The sequence below is a fragment of the Flavobacterium sp. Arc3 genome, assembly GCF_041431375.1.
Lineage (GTDB): Bacteria > Bacteroidota > Bacteroidia > Flavobacteriales > Flavobacteriaceae > Flavobacterium.
The window spans coordinates 210,238-229,825 of sequence record NZ_JASMRI010000002.1 but is presented as its reverse complement, the minus strand read 5'-3'; the positions used below and the strand labels follow the sequence as shown (position 1 = coordinate 229,825).

The window sequence follows — 19,588 nt, the reverse complement described above, 5'->3', positions numbered from 1 at the left end:
TGTTTTATATATAATAATAAAAAAAGTTTGGTTTTTCATTGGGTTTTAGGCATTAACTACGCAAAACAACAACTACAACACAACTAAAACCCATGTTTAACTAAAAAATTAAATTTATGATTCCACAATTATTTGTAGAAACTATCGATTTAGGTGATGGAAGAAACATCACAATCGAGACAGGTCGTCTAGCCAAACAAGCTGACGGATCTGTATTAATAAGAATAGGAAAAACTGTTATTTTAGGTACAGTTGTATCTTCAAGAAAAGCAAGTCCTGGTATTGACTTTTTACCTTTAACGGTAGATTACCGCGAAAAATTTGCTGCAGCAGGACGTTTTCCTGGTGGTTTCTTCAAGAGAGAAGCAAGACCAAGTGATAGCGAAGTATTAACAATGCGTTTAGTAGACCGTGTTTTACGTCCGCTTTTCCCAAATGACTACCATGCAGAAGTGCAAGTTATGATTCAGTTAATGTCTCATGACGAAGATGTAATGCCAGATGCATTAGCAGGTTTAGCAGCATCAGCAGCTTTAGCATTATCTGACATTCCTTTTGAAACATTAATTTCTGAAGCTAGAGTTGGTAGAGTTGATGGACAATTCATCATCAACCCAAGCCGTGCTCAATTAGAATTATCTGACATCGATATGATGATTGGAGCTTCTATGGATTCTATCGCAATGGTAGAAGGTGAAATGAAAGAAATCTCTGAAGCAGAAATGGTAGAAGCAATTAAATTTGCTCACGGACATATCAAAAACCAAATTTCGGCTCAACTGCGTTTGCAAGCTGCTTTTGGTAAAAAAGAAGTTCGTACATACGAAGGAGAAAGAGAAGATGAAGCTATTTACGCTAAAGTAAAAGCAGCATCTTACGATAAAATCTACGCTATTGCAAGCAAAGGTTCTTCTAAACAAGAACGTACAGCGGCATTTGACGAAGTGAAAGAAGAAGTTAAAGCTTTATTTACTGAAGAAGAATTAGCAGTAGATGGAGAATTAGTTTCTAAATACTTCAAGAAAACTAACAAAGAAGCAGTTCGTAACGTAACCTTAGATTTAGGAACACGTTTAGACGGAAGAAAAACTACAGAGATCAGAGATATCTGGTGTGAAGTAGATTACTTACCATCTGTACACGGATCTGCATTGTTTACACGTGGAGAAACTCAAGCATTGGCTACAGCAACTTTAGGAACATCTAGAGAAGCTAACCAAATTGACTCTCCATCTCAACAAGGTGAAGAAAAATTCTACTTGCACTATAATTTCCCTCCTTTCTCAACTGGTGAAGCTCGTCCTTTAAGAGGAACTTCAAGAAGAGAAGTAGGTCACGGAAACTTAGCGCAAAGAGCGTTAAAAAATATGATTCCTGCTGATTGTCCTTATACAATCCGTGTGGTTTCTGAAATCTTAGAATCTAACGGTTCTTCTTCTATGGCAACAGTTTGTGCTGGAACTCTATCTTTGATGGATGCTGGTATTCAAATGATTCGTCCAGTTTCTGGAATCGCTATGGGATTAATTACTGACGGAGATCGTTATGCTGTATTGTCTGATATTCTTGGTGATGAAGATCACTTAGGAGATATGGACTTTAAAGTAACTGGTACTTCTGTAGGAATTACAGCTTGTCAAATGGACATCAAAATTGACGGTTTGAAATACGAGATTATGGAAGCAGCATTAGCGCAAGCTCGTGATGGTCGTTTACATATCCTTGGAAAACTAATCGAAACTTTGGCAACTCCAAAAGACGATGTTAAAGCTTACGCTCCAAAAATTATTACTAGAAGAATTCCTAATGCTTTTATTGGAGCATTAATTGGACCTGGTGGAAAAGTGATTCAAGAATTACAAAAAACAACTGGAACAACAATTGTTATCAATGAAGATCCAACTACTGAAGAAGGAGTTATTGAAATTCTAGGAACAGATCCTGCTGGAATTGAAGCAGTATTGGCTAAAATTAAGTCGATCACTTTCAAACCACAAATGAATGAAGCATATGATGTGAAAGTAATCAAAATGCTTGATTTTGGTGCAGTAGTAGAATACCTAGAAGCTCCAGGAAATGAAGTATTGCTTCACGTATCTGAGCTAGCATGGGAACGTACAGAAAATGTTTCTGACGTTGTCAACATGGGCGATGTTTTTCAAGTGAAATACTTAGGTATGGATCCAAAAACAAGAAAAGAAAAAGTGTCAAGAAAAGCACTTTTGCCAAGACCTCCACGTGAGGAAAGAAAAGAGTAATCAGATCTTAGTTTACTAAAGGTTTATTTATAAAAAACCCCATTTCATTCATTTGAAATGGGGTTTTTGTTTTAAAAAAAAGAAATAAAAAATATCACAAAATTCCGAAAATACTTATATATTTGTTAAAAACCTTTCTTTTCAACAAATTAAAAATACGTATGGCAATTTTAAAATTCCTAAATCGATTACGTTCTGTTTTCTTATTATCTCTAATTTGTAATACTTTTATAGCAAATAGTCAGACAAACCAAGAAGAATCGCTACACAATTGGTTTGACAACATAGTAGGCCGGGAAAATTTAGATATAAATAATGGACCGTTCTATACCGATAATTATAAAACAATTGGAACAAATAACATGTACCTTGTTACTAATAAATACACTATTGGTAACATCAATTATGAGGGACAAAATTACTACAACGTAAATATTAAATATAATATTTACAAAGATGAACTAATATTAAATCCCTACGGAGAGTCTGAACATATTGGTATAACCCTCATACAAGATAAAATAGACTCTTTTTATCTCAATAATAAAAACTTCGTTAAAATCAATCAAAATGAATCTTCCTTAGCTCAATTAACGACCGGCTATTATCAACTAGAAAGGATTAATGACAATTTCAACTTTTATATAAAACATCAAAAAAAACTTGCTAAAAGAATAAATGATGATGGAGTGTATTATAATTTTCCAGAAGACAATCAATTTTTCATCTCCTTTGAAAATGTTTTTTACAACACAGACAGCAAAAACGATATCATAAAAATCTTTTCACACCAAAAAAAAGGAATTAATGATTTTTACTCAACGCATAGAAATTTAAAAATAGCTGACTACAGTCAATTTATGATAAATCTAATGAAATATATTAATATTTCTCAAACCAATACAACCAAATAAACCAATGAGAAAACTGCTGTTAATAATATTCATTCTGATTTCCAATCAAATAGTCCTTGCTCAGGAAACAAAAGATAAATTCTCATTTGAATTTAAAAATTCTGACTCGACAACCATCATTCAAACTATTGAAAATTCGTCCTCTTACAAATTTTACTTTAAACCAGAATGGATCCAAGCAAATAAGGAATTAGTAACTGCCAGCTATACTAACATTTCTATCGAAGAGTTACTGGATAAAACATTTAGCACTACAAATATTAATTTTCTGATTCTTGACCAGAAAATAATATTAACAAACAATAACCGAATTCACGATAGTCTACCGTCAAACTATTTTGCTACTTCAAATTCAAGTAGCTCAGACAAAGCGAGTGACAAAGGGTTCCAAAACCCAATATTTTATAAGCAATATGATTCAATTAAGAATTTTGGTTCAAAAAGAAACGCATCTATTAAATTTATCGGTAAAGAATCTGACATAACAGACAAGACATCTTGCAACATATCTGGATATATAAAAAATGGAGCTACTAATAAACCTGAGCCAAATGTCTACATAAACATAAAAGGGAAAAATATAAGTGCTACAAGTGACAATCAAGGCTATTATACATTACAAGTCCCGATAGGTATTAATATTATAGAGATAAAATCAATAAACTACAAAAAAATTACGCAAACAGTAATGGTTTATAATGATGGATTGCTTGACATAGAAGTTCAAGAAGACACCAACTTATTAGATGAAGTAATAGTAAAAAACGGAAGGGCAAAAACTACAGAAACTGTTATTTCAGGACTGGTTTCCATCGATTTAGTAGCTATGAAAAATGTTCCACTAATACTGGGAGAACGAGATATTTTAAAAATAGCAACTACTTTCCCTGGAATAAAAACTACTGGAGAAGGTTCTGCTGGATTTAATGTAAGAGGAGGAAAAGAAGACCAAAACTTAATTCTATTAGATGATGCAGTAATGTATAATCCGCAACATTTTTTAGGATTTTTCTCTGCTATAAATCCCTATACAGCTCGAAAAGCTGAAATCTATAAAGGAAGTATTCCAGCAGAGTTTGGAGGTAGATTATCTTCAGTATTCGATATTACAACAAAAAATGGCGATCCAGATAAATTCTCTGGTGAAGGAGCCATAGGTCCTATAACATCAAATCTAACTATTGGTACTCCTATAACAAAAGGGAAGTCTAGTATTCTTCTTGGAGCAAGGGCCACCTACTCTGATTGGATATTAAAATCTTTAGACGATGAAGATTTAAAAAACAGTCAAGCTGGTTTTTATGACGGAATTCTTAAGTACAACAATACTCTCAATGAAAACAATTCCCTTGAGACAACTCTTTACTATAGTCATGACCGTTTTAGCATTAGTTCTGATTCTGTTTATAAATACAGTAATCGACTTGCATCTGTAAAATGGGACCATGATTTTAACAAGAGAAACAAAGCTGCATTAATTTTTACAAATAGTGAATACAAGTTTAATATTGACTACAACTCAAACAACACCAACGATTTTGATTTTGGATACAAAGTAAATGAATCACAATTGATGTTAAAACTCAATTATTCCCTTAACAAACAACACACAATTTCTTACGGAATATCAATTAAATTATATAATATCTCTCCAGGTTATCAACATCCCACAAATCCAGATGCGACTTTGATTTCGACAGACATTGCAAAAGAAAAGGCATTAGAATCTGCCATTTATTTATCTGACAGTTATAAAATAAGTAAAAAATTACTAATCGATTTAGGATTAAGATATTCTTTTTATGCCTCCATGGGAGAAGCAGATGTAAATATATATCAGCAAGGTCTACCTTTGAGTGATGAAACAGCAATAGGAACTAAACATTACAATAATAATGAGTTTATAAAAACCTATGGCGGAATAGAGCCCCGTTTAGCAGCACGCTACTTTATCACTGATGACTTTTCGATTAAAGCAGGTTATGACATGACCAGACAATACATCCATCTTCTATCAAGCAATACTACTCAATCACCAACCGATACTTGGAAATTATCTGACACCAATGTCAAACCACAAAGCGCAAAACAATTTTCGCTAGGACTTTATAAAAACATAAATACTGCCGATATTGAACTTAGCTTAGAAGGCTATTATAAAACGTCTGAAAACATTCTTGATTATAAAGTGGGTGCTCAATTATTATTAAACCAAAATGTTGAAACAGAGTTGTTGCAGGGTAAAGGAAGAGCCTATGGAGTTGAGTTTTTATTAAAAAAACAATTAGGCCGTTTAAATGGGTGGATTGGATATACCTACTCTCGAACTTTTATCCAACTTGACAGTGAGTTTAGCTCTGAAACAGTAAACAATGGCAACTACTTTTCTGCCAATTTTGACAAGCCTCATGATTTAAGTGCCGTTTTAAATTATAAATTCACAAAACGTTATAGCTTATCGACTAACTTTTTATACCAAACCGGAAGACCAATAACCTATCCCATAGGAACCTTCCATTATGGCAACTCAGACTACACTTTATACAGTGACAGAAATCAATACCGAATCCCTGATTACATCCGTCTAGATATAGGTATAAATATCGAAGGGAATCATAAAATAAAAAAGCTAGCGCATAGTTTTTGGAATATATCCGTCTATAATGTTTTAGGAAGAAGTAATCCGTATTCAATTTATTTTAATACTGACAAAAACGGGGAGATAAAAGGATATAAAACATCTATTTTTTCAATACCTGTACCAAGTATTACTTATAATTTTAAATTTTAATCATCAAACGATTTTAAAGAAATGAAAATATACAACCTTAAACCTATATTATTGTTACTTCTATTAGTAACCATTATTAGTAGCTGTACTGAAACATACCCCTTACTAACTAATACATACGAAGAAGCAATTGTCGTCGAGGCTACTTTAACAAATGAACTTAAAAATCAAGAAATAAAAATTTCTAAAACTGCTCGATTTGAAGATGATGGAGTGCAAACCGAAAAAGATGCCATAGTCATCCTTAAAGACAATCTCGATAACCAATATAAATTTAATGAAAAATCTGGCATTTACATATCCCAATCTGTTTTTCAAATTTTGCCCAATAGAGAATATACCTTAGAAATTAAAACTACTGACGGTAAAGTATATCAATCGACTCCAGAAACTCTAACAACGGTCACTCCCATAGGAAGCATTATCCCAACCATTACTACAAATAAAGACAATGAAATTGGTGTCCAAATTAATGTTAACAGTTACGACCCTACAAACACTTCAAAATATTACCGCTATGAATATGAAGAAACATATAAAATTGTAGCGCCAAGATGGTCCTCATTGAAACTAACAGCAACTGGACCCGAATCTATACAACTGATCCCCAACTCAATAAATACAAGGATTTGTTATTTAACTAAAAACTCAACAGATATTATATTACTAAATACAAATGACCAAACAGAAGACAGAGTAAACCTCCCAATTAGATTCATAAATCAAAATAATTATATCATAGGAGAAAGATATAGCATCTTAGTTAAACAATACGTAGAAAATTTAGAAGCTTATAATTTCCATAAAGTGATGAGAGATATATCGAGCTCTTCAAGCGTTTTATCTCCAAAACAACCAGGTGTAATAACCGGTAATATAAGATGTATTAGTGATTCTAACACCAAAGTTATTGGCTATTTTGATGTTGCATCTACTTCTTCTAAAAGAATCTTTTTCAATTACAATGACTTATTCCCTAGCCAACCAAAACCTCCTTACATTGTTGAATGTGATAACATACCATTTTTCTTCTGCTTTAGAGGAATTGACTGTTCAGGACCTAGCATGATCTATAACATCCAAAATAACTTAATGAGTTATATTTCTAATGAAAGCTCGAATTATATTTTAACCCCTGTAGAATGCGGAGATTGCACATCATTTTCATCTAATAAAATACCATCATTTTGGACAAATTAAAGCACCTAATCCTATTGTTTGTATTAATTAATACACAATTAACTATAGCGCAAGAAGTAATCACCGTAGATGAGACACTATTTATACATATAAATACAACTACACTCGTTTCTGGTGAAACCCTGTTTTATAAGCTCTATTGTATAAAAACCACAGATAAAACGCCTAGCCTAGTTAGCAAATTAGCCTATGTTGAACTTATAGACAACAATAATAACTCTGTATTTAAGGACAAAATATTCCTAGAAGACGCAACGGGCGAAGGAGATTACTTTATACCTACAACTCTACAGACCGGGAATTACAAACTAATTGGCTATACAAGTTGGATGCTAAATTTACCCGTTTCAAAAATGTTCCAAATAGACATAAAAATTATAAATCCATATCAAACAAATGAAACTGGCTTTTCAACAAATAAGCTAAGTCAGAAAAATTCAGATAGCTTAACAATTGCAAAAAATACAATTTATCAAGAATCATCAGCAAGTCAAAAAAGAGGAATAGAACTAAACAAAAAAACTTATACTAATAGAGAACGAGTTACTGTAAAAATCACCCCTTCAATTATAAATAACGAAAGTGGAAGTTATTCGCTTTCTGTTAGAAAAGTAGATGAACTACCTACAGTAAATCAGACTACTGCAAATGAATTTACTAAAGTCTCCGCTACCACAAACCCAGATAAGCTAGACGCTCAAAAAAAGATAATACTACCTGAACTTCGCGGAGAAATGATTTCTGGAAGAGTAGTATCAGTAAAAGAATCTGACAATCTTCAAAACATAACTATTGCATTGTCTCTGCCTGGAAAATCAGCTGCTTTTAAAATTGTAGAAACAGATCAAACGGGGCATTTTATTTTTAACCTAAACAAGGCCTACTATAATCCTAATATAGTTATGCAGGTAATAAACGAACATACAGATAATTATACCATTGAGCTTGACAAACCCAATAACCCTGACTATTCTAAATTAAGTATTCAGTCTGATTTTACCTTATCAGCTAACCTGAAACAAACATTATTAGACCGCTCTATAACAAACCAGATTGAAAACGCATATTATCAAAGAAGTAAAGATAGTATCAGCACACTAAATGATTCAAATCCATTTTACTACCCCCTTGCAAAAGAGTATATCCTTGATGATTTCACCCGATTTCCAACATTAAAAGAAAACCTCACAGAGATCACTAAAGAACTATATTATAAGAATAAGAACAACAATTACTCTTTACATGTAAATGATTATACTATATATCCGCAATTACCTGAGCCAGCCTTAGTATTAATTGATGGTCTGCTTTTGCAAAATGTAAACGAACTCTTTAATTACAACATGAAAAATATCTATAAGATTAGTGTTATTGCGGGAACATATTATATAGGCCCTCGTTTTTTTAATGGGTTAATCAGCTTTACCACGACCAACAATCAATTTACAAGTGATATAAAAGAAAACTATATTTTGAAACCATCAACCCAAAGGCCTTCAATTAAAAAACAGTACAATAAAATTGATTATTCAGATATCAAAAAAAATAAAAGAATTCCCGATTATAGAAATCAGCTTTCATGGATACCTGCAGCTGATCTCAACAAAGAGATTTCATTCTACACATCAGATGTTACAGGCACATTTGAAGTTACCATTGAAGGTTTTACAGAAACTGGAAAGGCAATTTCACTTAAAGAAACATTTAATGTAAAATAAATTCACTCTTTTGTAACTTTTTTGCAACTTCATACGTATAACTACTTGTACACTTAAAAACTGAGGACACAAAAATCATGAGACAACTTAAAATCACCAAGCAGGTAACTAATCGTGAAACTGCTTCATTAGACAAATATTTACAAGAAATTGGAAAAGTTGACCTTATTACCGCTGACGAAGAAGTAGAATTAGCACAAAAGATTAAAGCTGGGGATCAAAAAGCCCTTGAAAAATTAACAAAAGCAAATTTACGTTTCGTTGTTTCGGTAGCAAAACAATACCAAAATCAAGGATTAACACTTCCTGATTTAATTAACGAAGGAAATCTAGGTCTTATCAAAGCGGCTCAACGTTTTGATGAAACTCGTGGTTTTAAATTCATCTCTTACGCTGTATGGTGGATTCGTCAATCAATATTACAAGCTTTGGCAGAACAATCTCGTATCGTTCGTTTGCCTTTAAATAAAATTGGTTCTATCAATAAAATCAACAAAATGTATGCCTTATTAGAGCAATCTAACGAGCGTCCACCTTCTGCTGAGGAAATTGCAAAAGAACTTGACATGACAGTAAATGACGTAAAAGAGTCTATGAAAAACTCTGGTCGTCACTTATCAATGGATGCACCTCTTGTTGAAGGAGAAGATTCTAACCTTTACGATGTATTACGTTCAGGTGAATCTCCAAATCCAGATAGAGAATTAATCCACGAATCTTTACGTACTGAAATCGAACGTTCATTAGAAACATTGACTCCAAGAGAGGCTGATGTAGTTCGTTTGTACTTTGGACTTGGTGACCAACACCCAATGACTCTTGAAGAAATTGGAGAGACTTTCGACCTAACACGTGAGCGTGTGCGTCAAATCAAGGAAAAAGCAATCCGTAGACTGAAACATACTTCTAGAAGTAAAATACTAAAAACCTACCTAGGTTAAAAATATTCCCCAATTAAAATCTTTAAACTATTAAACATTTTAATTCAAAATGAACAACAGTTTGATTGACTGTTCGTTTTTTGATTGATGATTGAAACTCCGGCTGATTACCGGAGTTTTTTATTTTCATCAATCAAAAAATCACCTTTTTTGATTGCTTCGCCAGTTCGTCGCTTTCGCTCCTCGTGTGATGATTGAAACTCCGACTGATTACCGGAATTTTACTTTTTATGAGTAAAACTCTCGGTCTGTTAGAGCTAAACTCTCGGGTATCCGGAGTTTTATTTTTTAGGGAAATAAAACTCGCGGTCAGTTCGCTATCGCTCGGGTTTAGCTTCGCTCTATTCTACTTTCAGTATCGAGTCTGGAGTTTTTTATTTTAAACTATTTTTTTAGACTCTCACCCCCCTATTCAACATTACAAGTGCACTGCCTCCATTTTTTTAATCTCGAATTTTGAGAATTAAGCTGATTGAAATCCTTCCAAAACAAAGACAGAGTACAGTAATTCCATATACAAACACAACAATTAGATAAAAATAAATTAACAGATAACACTACTATCAAACACATTAATTTATATCTTTAAATTTTAAAACCAAAAAATTTGACATGAAAAAACTTATTGTAGCTCTTACTTTGCTAAGTATAATTGCTTGTAAAGATAATGAAGTAAAAAAAGAAGAGCCTAGTTTAATAGAAGCAGTACGAAATGTTAACAAACTGAATAAAGCTGCTGACTCGATGAAAGAGTATGAAAAGCAAACTGAAAAATTAAAAAAAATTAAACCAGTTTCTAACGAAGTATTTAAGCAAGTGCTTACTGACGAATTAGGAAATCTGAAAAGAAGCAGTTTTAACGCAGGTAATGCCTCAATGGTTGGGTTAAGCTCCTCTGACGCAACATATGGAGACAGTAATGCTAAGAATGTAAAAATCTCTATTTTTGATGGAGCAGGTGAATCAGGAAGTGCTTTAATAGCAATGACTCATATGTCAATTGCCATGGACACAGAATCAATTGAGGGTACTAAAACCAAAAAAACAGAGGTAATCAATGGTGTTAGATCCATAACAGAAAACGACACTAATCCTGATTCAGATAAGAGCTCTTCGATAACTTTCATTTATAATGATAGATATCAGGTGAGCCTCGAAGGCAATAAAATGCAATTAGAAGAATTAAAAACTTATATACAAAAACTTAATTTATCCAAATTGCCATAAGACATAAGTTGTAATTTATAAAAAAGCAGCAAGGGTATTTAGAACATAAATTTGTTTTGAATACCCTTACTGCTTTTAATACCTTTTCAAAATTTTATTATTTTAAAATCCTATTTATCTTAAAGTGATTTTATTTTTAAAAACTATCTTTGCAAAAACAACACCTATTACAACTACTATGAAAAATACACTTATTGCACCTTCAGTTTTGGCTGCCGATTTTGCTAACCTGCAACGGGATATAGAAATGATTAATAATAGTGAAGCAGATTGGTTCCACATTGATATCATGGATGGAGTTTTTGTACCTAACATCTCTTTTGGAATGCCAGTACTTGAAGCTATTTCACGACATGCAAAAAAAACAATAGATGCCCATTTAATGATTATCGACCCAGATCGCTACATTAAAACTTTTGCCGACCTAGGAGCAAATATCTTATGTGTACACTATGAAGCATGTACCCATTTACATAGAACATTGCAAGCGATTAAAGCCGAAGGAATGAAAGCTGGAGTTGCTTTAAATCCGCATACTAGTGTTGACTTATTAGAAGATGTTATTAATGACATTGACTTAGTTTGTATCATGAGTGTGAATCCTGGATTTGGCGGACAATCATTCATAGAAAACACTTATGATAAAGTAAGAAAATTAAAAGAACTTATCAAGCGAAAAGGAGCCAATACTATTATTGAAATTGACGGTGGTGTTACCAATAAAAATGCAAAACAACTTGTAGAAGCTGGAGCAGATGTTCTAGTAGCCGGAAGTTATGTGTTTAAGGCTGAAAACCCTACCGAAACTATTGCCAATTTGAAAAAGTTGACAACCATTTAAAACAATGGTTTTTTATAAAACAAAAAGAATTCCCGTGCTAGAAGTTCAGTACGGGAATTTCTTTTATATTTCTTCTTTGTATTGCTCCACTAAATATTTTATTAAATCTGTAGTCGTAACGATACCAACCAATGCCTCATTATCAGACACGGGCAATGCATGAAATTCATTTTTAGATAAGATTTCAGCAGCTTCTTTTATAGTGGTTTCTGGAGAAATCACAATTATATCTTTGGCCATTACCTGTCCCACAGAAAACATATTAAATACAATAGACTCCACATGCTGTTCCTCGCTATCGACCGCATCAGCATAAGACACTCGAAGCAAATCAGTATAACTGAGTAACCCTACTATTTTGTATTCATTGACAACTGGAATATGCCTAATGTTATGCTTTTTAAATAAGGCCTCGGCTTTGGTTAAATCATCCGAAAGATTCAGCTTGATTATATTTTTAGTCATAATTACGGACACTGGTACATTCTGTTTCATGACATCATCGTTTTTAATTAAACTTAAATTTACAACTAAAAACGCAAATCACAACAAACTGCCACAATCAAAAATCGATAGCGATCAATAATTTCACAATTAGTAAGGGTGTAGATATCTTTCTAAAAACCTGAATTTTAGGAATTAGAATCTTTTTCGTCGAAATTAATCATCTCTCTAACATAATTATAAAGCTCCGGGAACTCTTTCTTGAAAACATGAGGTGTTTCGAAGAAATGTTCTAAAATCACGGCCAAAAATTCCACTTGGTTTGTATAAGCATAAATCCTGAAGTAATTAGAGGAAATAACCTGCTCCAGTATCTTAGGTTGTACTAAGTATTCTTGTATTTTAACATAAGTACTCGAAAAAACAATACCGCTTTGATCCCTGCTCTTCAATCCATGAAAATACAGAGCATGAGCAAACTCATGTATCCCTAAGTTTAGATTGTCATTATCGCAATAATATCCTTCCTGAAAGTCTTTCCATGAGAAAACCACAGCTTTAAATCGTGGATTAAATTCGCCCTTGTGGTACTCATTACGTATTGTAGATAAATAAGGTTCAGGATAAATGATTATTTTATTAAAAACGGCAATCAAATAATGCCGCATCCCAAAAGTCAACATTACATATGTAGCAGCGATTACAACTTTGCTATACTCTGTTACAATAAAATCACCTTTTCCAAAAAATTCATATTTAGCGATAAAAGTAGCCGTACGATGTTCAAAAAAAAGCTTCTTCTTAGCTGACAAATTTTGGTAAAAAACACTTTCCTTGCTTAACACAGCTCGTTGTTTAGGACTAAGTTTTCGCTTAAACGGATACCAATGAATATAGAGTGGTTTATTAAAAATTAGCACATATACTGGTTCGACAATTAATATGACGACAATAATGCCAAGCAGAGCAATTAGAAAAAATTGAATAACACTAATCATCTTTACTTTCTTTGTGGTGTTGCATCTTCAAAACTATTACATTTTAAAAACAAATCAGCAACAAAATGGCAAAACTTATCTTTCATTTGTTACTTTCATTTTATTGGCCACGAAAGGATTTAAACCCGCACCCTTAAACACTTAACACACATCTTAAAGAACTCCACTGAAATAGCAAAAAAATAAATTAAAGACACAGTTCAGAGATTATCTAATGTACCTCATAAAATAAGGTAGTTTCTTTTTACACATACTTCGAATACAGAATGATTATTTTAATCTAAATACCACTAAAAGTGGGTATTGTAGGGGTAGTTATAAAAGGTTACGTTTGAAATATTAATAATCTAAACAAAAAAAATGAAAAAAATATTATTTACGTTAGTATTATCTTTTGGTCTTCTAGGCTTTACTTCCAATAACATAATAAATCCTGAAGTACAAATCACCAAAAAAAATACCGAAACCGTTGAGTGTAAGTGGGCACAATGTTCTGCAACTGCTAAGAGTACTGGAACACGATGTTTACATTGCGTTTCTGAAGAGGGAGATACGTATTGCTACCAACACAAATAATATTACCTGTTTAAACAAGAAAGGCGAACCATAACGGAACGCCTTTTTTATTTTAATCTTGTCAAGGTATTTATCTAACCGAGCCCCTTTTCTAAAACTCTGTTTGTAGAGGATTTTATTTGTCTTCATATCATAATACATCTTACAGTAAGAGTCATTAATTACATAAAGATTAATGGCTATATCGTCTTTGATATTGCTAACTACTTGAACACCCATAGACCAAGCCGCATTGTACTGCTCCACTTCTGAAAGACTTAAAAGGTGTAGAGTTTCAATTATTACGGTTTTTAAACTGTTTTGTAAAATTATCCTCTTCAATCACAATACGAAACAATAAATTAAAATACAATTCAAATTGTATCGAATGTATCTAACGATATAAGGCAATTTCTTTTTACGCATAATTCAAATAAAGATTAATCTATTTACAGATTAAATTAATTGACTGATTTATATTGAAAAAAAGGTTTTTTTAAGGTTTATCACAATTACTGACTAAATACTGACTAGATTTAAAAAACAAAAAACACAAACCCTTACTAATAAAGAGTTTGCGTTATTAAATGTGGCCGCGACAGGGTTTCTTTAAAGCTTGTGAAGTCCATAGATATAAGCATTGTTAAAATGTGTTGGGTAGTTTATGGGAAGTAAACAAAATAAAATCTATTTTGTAATTGGCCCTTTGTCTGACAAAATGTTTTTGATATGTGATAGTTTCTCCTGTATTATTCCTAATTCTTTTACTAGATCTGTTTCGTTTAAATCAGTAGTAATGTTTGAAGCTGACTCTTTTGCTGTATCATTTTCCTGATCACTAAAAATATAGTTTAAGTCAATGTGTGGAAACTCGCGAACTAAAGCTACTATAAATTTTACATCAAATACACTTACTCCACTTAAGAATCTACTCATCATGGCTGGAGCATGGCCCAGTCTATCCGATGCTTCTTTCTGTGAAATCCCTTCTTTTTTAAAAAATAATCTTAGTTTTTCGTTATACATAGTATTTGTAATTAATATAAATAATACTACTAAAGTAAACTTTAGTGTGCTAAAATTTAATTTAAATAAACAAAATACTACATTTGACTAACTAGCAACCAATACATAATAAAGATACTAAAAATATATCCGCTTAGAAAGATTTGCATGAATAAGACACAAGTGCCATCGGCGCGAATGTAATCGTCTTTGCTTAATGTTTTCAATGTTAACTTCCCACTAAAATTCATTAGGTAGTTTTGTGGGAAGTAAACACTCTTTTTTTACTATAGTAATACATTTGAGATTTATTTCAATACTTCACGAAGTACCGAAGGCGCTAGGCAATACATTTTCAGTATAATCCAAGCGACTTTAATAATAGGGGTTAGTGGCCGCGACAGGGTTCGAACCTGCAACCCTCAGAGTCGAAATCTGATATTCTATCCAGTTGAACTACGCAGCCTAATCAATTGCTGATTTTGGATTAACGATTGTTGATTTTTGAACTAAAACCTTTTAACCTATTTTCCAAATTCAGCAACTATATCTTAAACTAAAAGTTTCTTTACAATTGCAGAGATTGTTTTTCCCTCGGCAGTTCCTCCAAGTTGAGCTGATGCTAATCCCATCACTTTTCCCATAGAAGCAATGCCTGAAGCACCTGTTTCTGCAATGATTTTTGCAATCACCACTTCTACTTCTGCTTCGCTCAATTGCGCGGGCAAGAATTTTTCAATTACTGCGATTTGTGCCAATTCTGGTTCAGCTAAATCCATACGGTTTTGCTCCGTGAAAATTTTAGCACTGTCCTTACGGGTTTTTACTAATCTTTGAAGTAATTTAATCTCGTCTGCTGAAGAGATTTCTTCTTTTGAACCTGAAGCTGTCTGGGCTAAAAGAATTTCAGATTTAATCGCTCTTAAAGCTTCTAAAGCTACTGTGTCTTTAGCTCTCATGGCAGTTTTAATATCGTCCATGATTTGTAATGATAAACTCATTTTTGTTTTTATTTGATTAAGCAATGCTGCTTAGTTTACTTATTAGTCATTTGTGCAAAAAGCTCTTTTTATTTGCCCCTGATGGTAGTGAAAAGCCTTTTATGAGAAATTGCGTTTTTTCTTGAACTTAAAAAGCGACCAAAGGAAGCTCTTTTAAGGACTTTGAAAAAAGCATTTTTGAGAAAAAGCTTGAAACGACAGCAGGATTTAGGCTCATAAAATAAAACCCCACATTGTGTGTGCGAAGATAAAAAAAATAACCCGAAAATTAAATTCAATTTTCGGGTTAAATCATATTGGTTTATGTGAATGTTAATCTACATTGTCATGTAAAAAAGAGTTGTTAGAACGCAACTGTAAATCGTTGTTGCTATCAGTCCCAACTGAGATTCTCGAATTTGTATTGTTTGACTGTGTATTTGAAATATCTATCCCTAATCTTTTATAGGCAGGTTCTTTTTCGTACTCATCAATTTTAGAAACATTGTTATGAAACTTATAATTGAATTCTTTTAGTTTCTTTCTTCTCTCATCAGCTCTAAGCTTCAAAGTTTCTTCAATTGTCATTTCCATAGGAGAAATTTCCTCGAATCTAGAAGGCGCCTCTGTAGTCTTATCAACTTGCTTCATTGTAATATTTAACTCTGCAGGAATGACTTCTTCCACTACTTTTGCTACTGGTTTAGATGTCGAAAAATTATCCTCAGCGTCCATATACTCTTCAAGAGAATATTTGATAATTCCTTTGTCTGTTACTTCAGTCACAGGCACAAATTGAACTGGTTGATTTACCTTAATCTCACGTGTTTCGTTAGTCACTTCAAACAATACTTTATCCTCTTCCACTTTTTGTACTGGTTCAGGTTTGTGTATTGGCAAATCAAAAGAGAAAGTAGTTTGTTCTTGTCTTTCTACCGCTTTAGGCTGTTGTACTTCTTTTACTTCTGCCGCTTTTGGAGAAGTAAAAGTGAAATCAATATCCTTAATAGGAGAAACGATTTCGAATGTAACATCTAAGTTCTTAATAAACTCAGACATTGCCATCACGTCTTCGTTTCCTGCAACAGGAACAATAGCTTCTGGAGTTTCATCGTCTTCTACTAAATCAAAAACAACTCTATCATCAGAATTTGAAACCGTTTTCTCAGCATTTAAATCAAATGCCGCTACTGTATTCTGTGATAGATTATGAACACTTCTTTGCTCATCCTCTAATGTATGAATTATTTTTTTTGGCTCTGTATTTACAATTCCGTTTTGTTGTTCAATATCAAATCCCGTTGCAATAATAGTAACTGCAATGGCATCACCTAATGTTTCGTCTTCACCAACACCCATAATAATATTGGCATTGTGACCCGCTTCATTTTGAATATGGTCATTAATTTCCCCTATTTCATCTAAAGTGATTTCATTAGAACCTGAAACGATGAGCAACAATACGTTTTTGGCACCTGTGATTTTATTATCATTTAGTAAAGGAGAATCTAAAGCAGACACAATCGCCTCTTTAGCTCTGTTTTCACCTTCGGAAACAGCCGATCCCATTATCGCAGTTCCGCTATTAGACAAAACTGTCTTAGCATCACGTAAATCGATATTTTGAGTATAGTGATGTGTTATAACTTCTGCAATTCCTCTGGACGCAGTAGCCAAAACCTCATCCGCTTTTGAAAACCCAGCTTTGAAACCCAGATTTCCGTATACTTCTCTTAATTTATTGTTGTTGATAACAATTAAGGAATCTACCTGTTTGCGTAATTTCTCGATTCCTATTTTAGCTTGCTCTTGACGAACTTTACCTTCAAATAAGAATGGAAGTGTTACAATACCTACAGTAAGAATTTCTCTTTCTTTAGCTAATTGTGCAATTACTGGCGCAGCCCCTGTACCGGTACCACCACCCATTCCTGCAGTGATAAAAACCATCTTAGTATTGCGGTCCAACATCTTTTCGATTTCAGCGATACTTTCTATAGCTGATTGTTGACCCACGTCAGGATTTGCTCCTGCACCCAGTCCTTCAGTTAAGTTCACACCTAGCTGAATTTTATTAGGAACTGAACTGCTTTGTAATGCCTGAGAATCAGTATTACAAACAATAAAGTCTACTCCTTTAATTCCTTGTTTAAACATGTGGTTTATAGCATTGCTTCCGCCTCCACCTACACCAATTACTTTGATTACATTTGATTGGTTTTTTGGTAAATCAAATGAAATACTTCCAAATTCTGAGTTGCTCATCATTTTATTTGGTTTTTGATATTAATTATTAATTGTTGTATTTTTTCTTTGGGTCGATGCCCTTATTCTGCGTTATCTAAAAAATCTTTAATCTTGTCAACATAACGATCAAAAAATGATCTTTTTATTTTGTCTCCAGTAGATTCTTCTTTATTCGCTTTAGTTCTTGTTTGAACCTCTTCCTCTTCCTCTTCTTCTCTTCTATCATAACTTTCAACAACAGGAGCGCGATAAACCGCTGCTTTTGGTGGAGCTATCTCATCCATTCTCACCGCACTTTGTGTTTTATTCTCAATGCTGTTCATTACTAGTCCTACTGCTGTCGCATATAATGGGCTAGAGAATTCTTCGTCAGAGTCACCAGCTAAATGCTCGTTTGGATATCCTATTCTGGTATCCATCCCTGTGATGTATTCTACTAACTGTTTAATATGTTTCAACTGCGCACCACCACCTGTAAGAACGATTCCTGCAATTAATTTCTTGCGAGGGTCTTCATGTCCATACGCTTTGATTTCCGTAAAAACTTGCTCCACAATCTCCACAACACGTGCGTGAATTATTTTTGACAAGTTTTTTAAAGAAATTTCTTTTGGCTCTCTTCCTCTTAATCCAGGAATAGAAACAATTTCGTTATCTCTATTTTCACCTGGCCAAGCTGAACCAAATTTTACTTTTAATAATTCTGCTTGTTTTTCGATGATTGAACATCCTTCTTTTATATCATCAGAAATCACATTTCCTCCAAAAGGGATTACTGCCGTGTGGCGTATAATTCCGTCTTTAAAAATAGCTAAATCTGTTGTTCCTCCACCAATATCGATTAAGGCAACTCCAGCTTCTTTTTCTTCTTGACTCAATACAGCGTCAGAAGATGCTAATGGTTCCAATGTCAATCCGGACAATTCAATTCCTGAACTTTGGATACAACGCCCCACATTTCTAATTGATGATGCTTGTCCTACTACAACGTGAAAACTAGATTCTAATCTTCCGCCGTACATTCCTATAGGCTCTTTGATTTCAGATTGACCATCAATTTTAAATTCTTGAGGTAATACATGAATTATTTCTTCCCCTGGCAACATGGCCAATTTATTCACTTGATCAATTAGAAGTTGAATATCAGCTCCTCCTATCACTTCTTCAGGATTATTTCTACTGATATAATCCGTATGCTGAATACTGCGTATGTGTTGACCTGCAATACCTACTACAACATCCTTAATTTTATAACCTGAATTATTCTCAGCTTCTTGAATTGCTTGTTGGATTGATTGAATGGTTTGTGTAATATTATTTACCACTCCTCTGGCAACACCTAAACTTTTAGATTTACCAACTCCTAGAATCTCCAATTTACCATATTCATTTTTCTTGCCTATCATGGCAACGATTTTTGTAGTCCCAATATCTAGACCCACTGCAACATTCTCTTTTTCCATTATCTA

At 33.2% G+C, this 19,588-nt stretch carries 15 protein-coding genes and 1 tRNA gene; 8 read left to right on the top strand and 8 right to left on the bottom strand.

Annotated features, from left to right (window positions below; translation table 11 throughout):
• Positions 1-116: 116 nt before the first annotated feature.
• The 8 genes from QO200_RS02585 (at position 117) to rpe (ending at position 11,890) form a co-directional block, all read left to right on the top strand.
• Positions 117-2,258: a polyribonucleotide nucleotidyltransferase gene (locus QO200_RS02585; RefSeq protein WP_371535958.1), complete on the top strand. Its 2,142-nt coding sequence runs from the start codon at positions 117-119 to the stop codon at positions 2,256-2,258.
• 161 nt (positions 2,259-2,419) lie between these two features.
• Positions 2,420-3,172: a hypothetical protein gene (locus QO200_RS02580; protein WP_371535957.1), complete on the top strand. Its 753-nt coding sequence runs from the start codon at positions 2,420-2,422 to the stop codon at positions 3,170-3,172.
• Positions 3,173-3,176: 4 nt separating this feature from the next.
• Positions 3,177-5,963 carry a TonB-dependent receptor domain-containing protein gene (locus tag QO200_RS02575; protein ID WP_371535955.1) on the top strand — a complete coding sequence of 929 codons (2,787 nt, stop codon included), beginning with the start codon at positions 3,177-3,179 and terminating at the stop codon, positions 5,961-5,963.
• Between the two features lie 21 nt (positions 5,964-5,984).
• On the top strand, positions 5,985-7,163 hold the full coding sequence (locus QO200_RS02570; protein ID WP_371535953.1) for a DUF4249 domain-containing protein: 1,179 nt from the start codon (positions 5,985-5,987) through the stop codon (positions 7,161-7,163).
• Entirely contained in the window at positions 7,151-8,881 is a 1,731-nt protein-coding gene (locus QO200_RS02565) for a hypothetical protein (protein WP_371535950.1), read from the top strand. The genes QO200_RS02570 and QO200_RS02565 overlap by 13 nt, the downstream gene beginning before the upstream one ends.
• Positions 8,882-8,958: 77 nt before the next feature.
• Positions 8,959-9,822 (top strand): RNA polymerase sigma factor RpoD/SigA, encoded by an 864-nt coding sequence (locus QO200_RS02560; RefSeq protein WP_007137700.1) that lies wholly within the window; start codon positions 8,959-8,961, stop codon positions 9,820-9,822.
• Positions 9,823-10,434: 612 nt separating this feature from the next.
• A complete protein-coding gene (locus QO200_RS02555; protein WP_371535946.1) occupies positions 10,435-11,049 on the top strand; it encodes a hypothetical protein in 615 nt (204 codons plus the stop codon).
• A gap of 178 nt (positions 11,050-11,227) precedes the next feature.
• The gene (gene rpe / locus QO200_RS02550; RefSeq protein ID WP_371535944.1) at positions 11,228-11,890 is read left to right on the top strand and encodes a ribulose-phosphate 3-epimerase; all 663 of its coding nucleotides are present in this window, start codon (positions 11,228-11,230) and stop codon (positions 11,888-11,890) included.
• A gap of 63 nt (positions 11,891-11,953) precedes the next feature.
• On the opposite strand, the gene QO200_RS02545 is transcribed toward rpe, so the two are convergent.
• The 8 genes from QO200_RS02545 to ftsA form a co-directional block, all read right to left on the bottom strand.
• Positions 11,954-12,385 (bottom strand): CBS domain-containing protein, encoded by a 432-nt coding sequence (locus QO200_RS02545; RefSeq protein ID WP_371535941.1) that lies wholly within the window; start codon positions 12,383-12,385, stop codon positions 11,954-11,956.
• 137 nt (positions 12,386-12,522) lie between these two features.
• On the bottom strand, positions 12,523-13,332 hold the full coding sequence (locus QO200_RS02540) for a zinc-dependent peptidase (protein ID WP_371535938.1): 810 nt from the start codon (positions 13,330-13,332) through the stop codon (positions 12,523-12,525).
• A gap of 525 nt (positions 13,333-13,857) precedes the next feature.
• Complete coding sequence (locus tag QO200_RS02535; RefSeq protein WP_371535935.1) at positions 13,858-14,229, bottom strand: hypothetical protein; 372 nt, start codon at positions 14,227-14,229, stop codon at positions 13,858-13,860.
• Positions 14,230-14,574: 345 nt separating this feature from the next.
• Positions 14,575-14,913, bottom strand: coding sequence for a helix-turn-helix domain-containing protein (locus QO200_RS02530; protein WP_371535932.1), 339 nt, complete (start codon positions 14,911-14,913; stop codon positions 14,575-14,577).
• A gap of 371 nt (positions 14,914-15,284) precedes the next feature.
• A tRNA-Arg gene (locus QO200_RS02525) sits at positions 15,285-15,358 on the bottom strand.
• An 85-nt stretch (positions 15,359-15,443) separates the two neighbouring features.
• Positions 15,444-15,893: a GatB/YqeY domain-containing protein gene (locus QO200_RS02520; protein WP_371535930.1), complete on the bottom strand. Its 450-nt coding sequence runs from the start codon at positions 15,891-15,893 to the stop codon at positions 15,444-15,446.
• Positions 15,894-16,205: 312 nt separating this feature from the next.
• Positions 16,206-18,140: a cell division protein FtsZ gene (gene ftsZ / locus QO200_RS02515; RefSeq protein WP_371535927.1), complete on the bottom strand. Its 1,935-nt coding sequence runs from the start codon at positions 18,138-18,140 to the stop codon at positions 16,206-16,208.
• A 59-nt stretch (positions 18,141-18,199) separates the two neighbouring features.
• Positions 18,200-19,582, bottom strand: a complete 1,383-nt coding sequence (gene ftsA, locus QO200_RS02510; protein WP_371535925.1) for a cell division protein FtsA — start codon at positions 19,580-19,582, stop codon at positions 18,200-18,202.
• Positions 19,583-19,588: the final 6 nt, after the last annotated feature.

What these genes read in the sequence shown, in the direction of transcription:
- QO200_RS02585 (WP_371535958.1), top strand. Translation starts at nt 117, where the DNA reads ATGATTCCACAATTATTTGTAGAAACTATCGATTTAGGTGATGGAAGA.
- QO200_RS02580 (WP_371535957.1), top strand. Translation starts at nt 2,420, where the DNA reads ATGGCAATTTTAAAATTCCTAAATCGATTACGTTCTGTTTTCTTATTA.
- QO200_RS02575 (WP_371535955.1), top strand. Translation starts at nt 3,177, where the DNA reads ATGAGAAAACTGCTGTTAATAATATTCATTCTGATTTCCAATCAAATA.
- QO200_RS02570 (WP_371535953.1), top strand. Translation starts at nt 5,985, where the DNA reads ATGAAAATATACAACCTTAAACCTATATTATTGTTACTTCTATTAGTA.
- QO200_RS02560 (WP_007137700.1), top strand. Translation starts at nt 8,959, where the DNA reads ATGAGACAACTTAAAATCACCAAGCAGGTAACTAATCGTGAAACTGCT.
- QO200_RS02555 (WP_371535946.1), top strand. Translation starts at nt 10,435, where the DNA reads ATGAAAAAACTTATTGTAGCTCTTACTTTGCTAAGTATAATTGCTTGT.
- rpe (WP_371535944.1), top strand. Translation starts at nt 11,228, where the DNA reads ATGAAAAATACACTTATTGCACCTTCAGTTTTGGCTGCCGATTTTGCT.
- QO200_RS02545 (WP_371535941.1), bottom strand. Translation starts at nt 12,385, where the DNA reads ATGAAACAGAATGTACCAGTGTCCGTAATTATGACTAAAAATATAATC.
- QO200_RS02540 (WP_371535938.1), bottom strand. Translation starts at nt 13,332, where the DNA reads ATGATTAGTGTTATTCAATTTTTTCTAATTGCTCTGCTTGGCATTATT.
- QO200_RS02530 (WP_371535932.1), bottom strand. Translation starts at nt 14,913, where the DNA reads ATGTATAACGAAAAACTAAGATTATTTTTTAAAAAAGAAGGGATTTCA.
- QO200_RS02520 (WP_371535930.1), bottom strand. Translation starts at nt 15,893, where the DNA reads ATGAGTTTATCATTACAAATCATGGACGATATTAAAACTGCCATGAGA.
- ftsZ (WP_371535927.1), bottom strand. Translation starts at nt 18,140, where the DNA reads ATGATGAGCAACTCAGAATTTGGAAGTATTTCATTTGATTTACCAAAA.
- ftsA (WP_371535925.1), bottom strand. Translation starts at nt 19,582, where the DNA reads ATGGAAAAAGAGAATGTTGCAGTGGGTCTAGATATTGGGACTACAAAA.